This is a genomic window from Bradyrhizobium sp. WSM1743 (genome assembly GCF_000473065.1).
GTDB lineage: Bacteria > Pseudomonadota > Alphaproteobacteria > Rhizobiales > Xanthobacteraceae > Bradyrhizobium.
In genome coordinates, this window is record NZ_AXAZ01000062.1 from 44,652 (window position 1) to 51,465 (window position 6,814).

At 64.7% G+C, this 6,814-nt stretch carries 6 protein-coding genes, 2 tRNA genes and 1 pseudogene; 2 read left to right on the forward strand and 7 right to left on the reverse strand.

The window, feature by feature from the left end:
- Nucleotides 1-110: 110 nt before the first annotated feature.
- The 5 genes and pseudogenes from lepB to YU9_RS42800 form a co-directional block, all read right to left on the reverse strand.
- Nucleotides 111-857, reverse strand: a complete 747-nt coding sequence (gene lepB, locus YU9_RS0129340; protein ID WP_027576004.1) for a signal peptidase I — start codon at nucleotides 855-857, stop codon at nucleotides 111-113.
- Nucleotides 858-1,012: 155 nt separating this feature from the next.
- Nucleotides 1,013-2,176, reverse strand: a complete 1,164-nt coding sequence (locus YU9_RS0129345; protein ID WP_036018426.1) for a slipin family protein — start codon at nucleotides 2,174-2,176, stop codon at nucleotides 1,013-1,015.
- A gap of 335 nt (nucleotides 2,177-2,511) precedes the next feature.
- A tRNA-Lys gene (locus tag YU9_RS0129350) sits at nucleotides 2,512-2,577 on the reverse strand.
- Nucleotides 2,578-2,581: 4 nt separating this feature from the next.
- Nucleotides 2,582-2,651 (reverse strand) — tRNA-Phe (locus YU9_RS0129355).
- A gap of 194 nt (nucleotides 2,652-2,845) precedes the next feature.
- Nucleotides 2,846-3,680, reverse strand: a pseudogene (locus YU9_RS42800) (LysR family transcriptional regulator).
- A 129-nt stretch (nucleotides 3,681-3,809) separates the two neighbouring features.
- On the opposite strand from YU9_RS42800, the gene YU9_RS0129365 reads away from it, so the two are divergent.
- Together YU9_RS0129365 and YU9_RS0129370 are read left to right on the forward strand one after the other, a co-directional pair.
- Nucleotides 3,810-4,403: a cysteine hydrolase family protein gene (locus YU9_RS0129365; RefSeq protein ID WP_027576006.1), complete on the forward strand. Its 594-nt coding sequence runs from the start codon at nucleotides 3,810-3,812 to the stop codon at nucleotides 4,401-4,403.
- Between the two features lie 12 nt (nucleotides 4,404-4,415).
- Entirely contained in the window at nucleotides 4,416-5,045 is a 630-nt protein-coding gene (locus tag YU9_RS0129370) for a glutathione S-transferase N-terminal domain-containing protein (RefSeq protein ID WP_027576007.1), read from the forward strand.
- Between the two features lie 7 nt (nucleotides 5,046-5,052).
- Here YU9_RS0129370 and YU9_RS0129375 read toward each other — a convergent pair whose 3' ends face one another.
- Together YU9_RS0129375 and YU9_RS42805 are read right to left on the reverse strand one after the other, a co-directional pair.
- Complete coding sequence (locus tag YU9_RS0129375) at nucleotides 5,053-6,141, reverse strand: DUF2778 domain-containing protein (RefSeq protein WP_027576008.1); 1,089 nt, start codon at nucleotides 6,139-6,141, stop codon at nucleotides 5,053-5,055.
- A gap of 434 nt (nucleotides 6,142-6,575) precedes the next feature.
- Nucleotides 6,576-6,814 (reverse strand): transposase (locus YU9_RS42805; protein ID WP_027577153.1); only part of this gene is annotated, 239 nt, incomplete at its 5' end.

The window sequence follows — 6,814 nt, forward strand, 5'->3', positions numbered from 1 at the left end:
CTGTAGCACGGATGGAGCGCAGCGCAATCCGGGACATCTCGTGCGACGCAGGCAGTCGTCCCGGATTACGCTTACGCTCCATCCGGGCTACGAACCTTCGTCATCCTGCCTCACTCCACCTTCCCCAACCGCTCGAAGCGCGGCTCGCCGTCCTCGTCGAGCGACCAGAAGATCCGCGTCACTTTGCCGACGAGATTGTCCATCGGCACGAAGCCGATCGTCGCTGCCGAGCGGCTGTCGCTCGAATTGTCGCGGTTGTCGCCGAGCACGAAGAAGTGGTCTGGCGGCACGGTGAAGATCTTGGTGTTGTCGTAGACGCTATTGTCGTCGCAGTCGTGCGTCACGTAGCTCGCGCCGTTGGGCAGCGTCTCGCGCCAGCGCCTGACCTCCGCGCCCTCATTCACACCGCAGGTCGAATCGGCGGGTGCCCCCTTGAGAGCGACACGCGTCACCGGACGGTCGTTGGGGATGAGCTGGCCCTGCCGCATCTGGATGCGGTCGCCGGGCAACCCGATCACGCGCTTGACGTAGTCGACCGAGGTGTCTTTCGGCGTCCGGAATACGACGATGTCCCCATACTCCGGCTCGGCGGCGAGCACGCGGCCGGAGGTCCAGGACGGCGCGAAGGGGAAGGAATAGCGGCCGTAGCCATAGGCGTATTTCGCGGCGAAGACGTAGTCGCCGACCATCAGCGTTGGCACCATCGAATTGGAGGGGATATTGTGATACAGGAAATAGCGAAACAGGAACGGCGGCGACCACAGCACCGGGATCAGCAGGATCAGGATGAGGACCGCTTTCCATTCCCGCGATTTCGCCGACGACCGCGCCGGGATCGTGTCCTGAAGAATGGTCATGTAGCTGCCCCGATCAAGTCCGTGTCAGCGCGAGATTACGTAACTCTTGCGCGCGTGCAATCTCCGCTCCGTAATCTTGGTCGCACAGACATCGTTACCCGTTCATCGCACTGACAACAGGACGTGAAGGGCCGCCCGTGGGCGGCCCTTCGGTTTCATGCGCTCTCGGGCGCCTTCAAGCGCACGAGCCGGGTCAAGAGGGCGTCGAGGCCCTCGCCGTTGCCGGCATGGAGGTCGATGCGGCCGACCTTCTCGACCAGCCGCTCCAGCGACTCCAGCTCCTTGAGCCGCAGCAGCAGGGGGTTCTCCTCCATCAGGCGGGCGGTGTTCAGGAGCGAACGCGTCGCCGCGGTCTCCTCCTGCCGACGGATCAGGTTCGCCTTCGCGACCCGCTCCGCCTCCACGACCTTGTTCACCAGCTCCCGGATCTCGCCGGGCAGGATCACATCCTTGACGCCGAGCTCGGTCACCTCGACACCGGACTCCGCGACGCGTGCGCGCACATAGTCGCGCAGCTCCGCATCCAGCGCCGCCTTCGCAGACAGCACCTCGTCCAGAGTTCGGCCCGCGACCGCTTCGCGGATCGCGAACTGCACCAGGCGGTACAGCCACGCATCCACGTCGGGCACGGTGGCAACCGTGCGCTCGGGATCGACGATCCTGCGGAACGCCGTCAGCGTCACCCGCAGCGCGATGCGATCCTTGGTCAGCATCTCCTGCGCGGTGATCTCGACCGCCTGGGGCCGCAGATCGAGACGCTTCACCTCGATCTTGCGGCCGACGGTCCAGAAGGCGTGCCGGCCGGGCGCGAGCCGCTTGGAGAGCCGACCCTCGACATAGAGCAGGCCCGCCTCGTGGTTCTCGACCACCGTCTCGCTCATCACGTCCGAGCGGCTGCGCTCGATCATGGTGAGGTGCCGCGCGTCGATACGGACATCGCTGGACACATCGATGCGCTCGACATCGATGCTCGTTGCGACCTTCCAGTACACGCGCACCTGCCAGGGCGTCATCAGATGCACGGGCCGGCCGTCGAGGCTGACGATGGCGATCTCGTCCGCCTTGGTCTCGACCGCCTCGAACAGCTCGGCGGCAAGGTCGGGCCGCGCGGCCTTCAGCACAGCGTAGCGCTCCGCGGGAAATTCGCTGCGGACCACGTCGAGCACCTCGGCCTTCAGCTCGTGCAGGGGATCGAACAGGCGATGCTTGCCGGGCGCGAGCACGCGCACGAGCTGCCCGTTGCGCGTCAGCAACGCACGCTCGCCATCCTTCACCGTCACGTTCAGCATCAGCAAATGCCAGCCCTTGTTCAAAGTCATGGCACGCCTCCTTCGTTTGCGCCCGGCCGGATGCCGGACAGCAGGTTTCATCTGCAAAGGACGTGAGGACGCGGACGACGCTTCCTGAAAGATCAACGGGCCGGGGCTTGAGCTTGCATGACGACGGGCGCACGCGCGCGGTCGCGCGACGTGTGCCGCGCGGCCGTGCGGAGCCACCCGGCATCGGCGCAAGCGGTATCTACCCGCGGCGCAAAGCCGGTCTCACAGTGTCTAAGTTCGGACGGAAAGCCTTGCGGCAAAACGGCCGGACCGCGACTGAAGCGCGCGTCCGGTCCTCGTCAGAGGTATCAGCTTTTCAGGCTGAAACGGAGCGCTGGAGCGGGATTCGAACCCGCGACAGGATGATTAAAAGTCATCTGCTCTACCAAACTGAGCTATCCTTTGTGCAAGAGACCGGAATCGAACCGATGCCTTCGGGTGTTCAGCCCGACGCTCTCCATGAGCTACGTCCTGCGTTTCTCCTTCATTCGGCGGAACACGAAACCGGAGACCGGCCCGCGCCAGTCAGGATCTCAGAGAGCCCGAACCCATGGCCTAGCGAAGGACGGCGCTAATAGACCAAGCACGTTCGGGTTGCAAGGGGGCAGGTGCAAGATTTTTCGTCGCAGCGTGCGCGCCGTGGCGCGATCGTCACACCGAGACATCGCCTCAACCGCGCGACATCTCCTGGAAACACGCCCTCACCCAGTCGATGGTCACGCGCGCTGCAGCATCGCGCTTGAGATGGTTCTGCACCAGCAGCCAGACGTCGCGGCGCTTCGGTAGCAGCGGTGGCGCGCAGGCGGCGATCGCCGAGCAGATCCGCGCAAACATACTCCGGCAACACGCCTGCGGCCTGATGCGCGCGGATCAGGTTGCGGATGACACGAACGTTGTCGGTGACGCAGCGCGCGCGAGCTTTCTTCGTGCGCAGGAATTGCATCTCGGGAATGGTCCCGAGCTCGTCCGGATAGGCGCACAGCATCGGCTCGCTCTCGGTCGTATCAGGCTCGAAATAGTAGATCCTGATATCGCCGAGCTTCGAGATCGCGAAGTCGCCCTTGTCGGGCTTGCGCAGGCGGATGGCGAGATCGGCCTCCCAGCGCGAGAATCTGACGTTCTCGCTCGAGGTGAGGAATTGCAGGGTCAGGCCGGGATTGGCACGCAGGAAGTCGCTCGCGCGGGGCGACAGCACCTCCTCGGCAACCGTGTTGGTGGAGGCGATCCGCAGGCGTCCCACCGGACCTTCCAGGCTTTCACTGAGGCGACCGATCTCGGCGGCATGTGTGGCCATCGCCTCGACATGCGCCAGCACCGCCTCGCAACTCCGCGTCGGCCTGCGGACGCCGTCGGCGGCTTCGAACAGACGCAAACCGAGCGCACGCTCGATCCGCGACAGCCTGCGCCCGACCGTCGTCTCGTCGATGCGCAGCCGCGCGCTTGCGCCGGCGTAGGTGCCCTCGTCCCTGACGGCAGCGATGATGCGCAGATCGTCCCAATTCATGACGCCGAGGGTATACCGGCGTGGCGGAGCCTGCAATATCGCAGCCGGCCGCTGCAATATCCCTGCATATCGGCAGGTCTCCGCGGCGCTATGTTCGTGCAGCCTTCTGCCCCGGAAATTTCCAAGATCATGACGACCGCAAAGACCCTGCTCCAGCTCGCCGGCGCCGATCTCAATCCGCCGCGCCTTGCCGACGCCGCGCTGGTTCTGATCGATATCCAGAACGAGTATCTCGAAGGTCCTCTCGCTTTGCCCGAGGCGCGACCTGCGATCGCGCGGGCGGCTGCGCTGTTGGCACGGGCTCGCGAGAGCGGCGCCGCGATCTTCCATATTGCCCATCGCGGCAAGGCCGGCAGCCTGTTCGATCGCGGCGCGGACCGCGGCGCCATCGTCGCCGAACTCAGCCCCCGTGCCGGCGAGCTGGTGATCGAGAAGGAGTTGCCGAATGCGTTCGCCGGCACTGATTTGCGGGCGCGCCTTGCCGAAACCGACCGGAAGAACATCGTGCTGGCCGGCTTCATGACGCATATGTGCGTCAGCTCCACCGCGCGAGCCGCGCTCGACCTCGGTTTTCGCACGACGATCGATGCCGATTCCTGCGCCACGCGCGACCTGCCGGACGGCCGCGGCGGCACGCTGGACGCTCGGACCATCCATGAAGTTGCGCTCGCCGAGCTATCCGACCGCTTCGCCATCATCGCGCGCGGCGACGCGCTGAAGTAACGGAGCAACGCGATGCTGCAACTCTATTTCTCGCCGATGGCCTGCTCGCTCGCGAGCCGCATCGCGCTGATGGAAGCAGGCCTCGAGGCGCGCTATCATCTGGTGCATCTCAGGACCAAGCAGGTCGTGGACGACGACAGCGACTTTCGCGACGTAGCGCCGAAGGGCGCGGTGCCGGTCCTCGTGCTGGAGAACGGCGAGCAGCTGACGGAGAGCGCGGCGGTGCTGCAATATATCGCCGATCTGAAACCGGAGACGGGTCTTGCGCCGCGGTTCGGCGATCCGGATCGCTATCGCCTGCAGGAATGGCTGAGCTTCATCGGCGCCGAGATCCACAAGGCGTTCCTGTTTCCGACCTTCTGGTACAAGGATGACGGCTCGCTCGCCAAGCCGCGTGCAAGGATCACACAGACATTGTCGGTGCCTGCTACGCATCTTGCGAACCGCGAATTCCTCGTCGGCAGCGGCTTCACCGTGGCAGATGCCCATCTCACCTGGGCCCTGCTGCTGCTTCGTCCGGCAGGGGTAGACGTCGCGCAATGGCCGCCGCTGGCGGCCTATCTCGAACGCATGCAGGCGCGGCCGGCGATCAAGGGTGCGATCGCGACCGAGATGGCGCTGCGCAAGACCATGACGGCCTGAGCTCGCCTCACTCCACCCGCGCCAGCACCGCGAGCTTGCGGATGCCCTTGTTGCGGTAGGCGTCGAGGAATGCGTAATAGTCCTTGAACGACACGCAACCGTTGGAGTCGCCGTTCGGCCCGAGCATGAAGGTGTGCGCGAGCAGGCCGTCGCGGCCATAGATCGCGCTCTCGCCGCCGATCGGGGTCAGGCGCAGCGCCGGCACGCCGTGGAACAGCGCCTCGCGCGGCTTCAGCGTGTAGATGTGCGGCGGCGTCACGCCGCGCATGCGGATTTTCGAAGAGCGCGGATCGTCGAGATTGGAGCCGAGGCCGGAATGCGCCTCGAGCTTGGTGCCGTCGGGCAAATACACCGTCTTGGCGGTGATGTCGTAGACCGCGGTGTCGCGCTCGTAGGGCGGCGCGCCGCCGAGCATCGGGTTCTGCTCCTTCGGCGCGATGGACGCGGTCACGCTGGCGTCGGCCGAGGCGTAGGCGAGCAGCCCGCCGGACGGCTCGCGCTTGCCCCAGAGCTTTTCCACCATCGACTGGCGTGGCCCGGTGATCGACATCACCGCGGCTTTGGCGCGATCGGCGAACGATTTCGGCTTCGCCTCGGGCGCCGGCACGATCTGGGCCGGATCGGCCGAGGCCAGCTGCATCTGGCCCTCCGGCGCGCGCTTGGCCTTGTCCGCAGCCTTGTCAGTTATCTTGGCCGCCGGCTTCAGCGCCTCCGCGACCTTGGCGATGACGCTCTGCTTCGGGGCGTCCTTCGACGTCTCCTTGGCCACGGCAATCTCGGTTGCGGGCGCGGCACTCGCCGCATTCGACGGCACGCCCTGCGTCGCGGCGGCGGCAAAGCGCTCGTTGAACATCTCGCGCGAGATCGGAGCTGCGACCTGGAGCCGGTCGGGCAGCAGCGCGAAGGTTTCCTTGATGGCCTCGCCAGCCTCACGCAGCGCCACCTTGGGCGCGCGCTTGATCACCGGCTCGTCGTAGCCGATGCTGCCGACGGTCGGATAGACGCTCGCGCCAAAGATGTTGCTGTAGATGGTCCAGCCGGCGCCCATCACCACGCAGCTGATCGCCGCGGCGCCAAGCCAATTGGTCGTGGTCATTTTCCGGGAAGATTTCCGCGAATTGTTCTGCGAGAAATTCTTGGACTTCCGCGCCGCGTTACTCTGCGCAGCGATACTCGTACTCATTCGCCTTGCGTCCAGGACGGTGTCACTCAGTCCCCCTTCGAAGTGCCGCTGGTCACGATCCGGGAACAGCATCTCGCAGAGGGTCGGAGCGTCATTAAGGCGACTTTTAGTTAAATGCGGATTAAGTTCGGGCGGATGTGGGGCAACTCGTTAACGTTGTCCCGTTTTGAGAAAAAAGCCCGCAAAACTACGGACTTAGTCGCGTCTGTTAACCATAATTCTCGGCTGGATCTGGCGATCAGCGGACGTCTTACGGCCGCCTCTCTAGGCGCATCCAACCAAGTCATTTTCGTGGTCTTCAATGCCCGGACGATAACTAGGTCAGCGTTTTCTTGGTTTGAATCATATCAGGCGGCCTCGGCGAGTTTGTAGGACCATGTGTGGATAACCGGATGGCGATTGACGTCGCCGATACCAGCCATGATGCGCTCCTTGAGTTCGTGTTTTGAGGCCACTCGGATATGGCGCAGGACCGAGCGGGCGAACTTGGAGAAGAACCCCTCTATGAGATTGAGCCATGATCCGTGCTTGGGGGTGAAGGTGAGCTCGAAGCGCCCGCTTGGTCGCGTGGCGAGCCAGGCTCTGG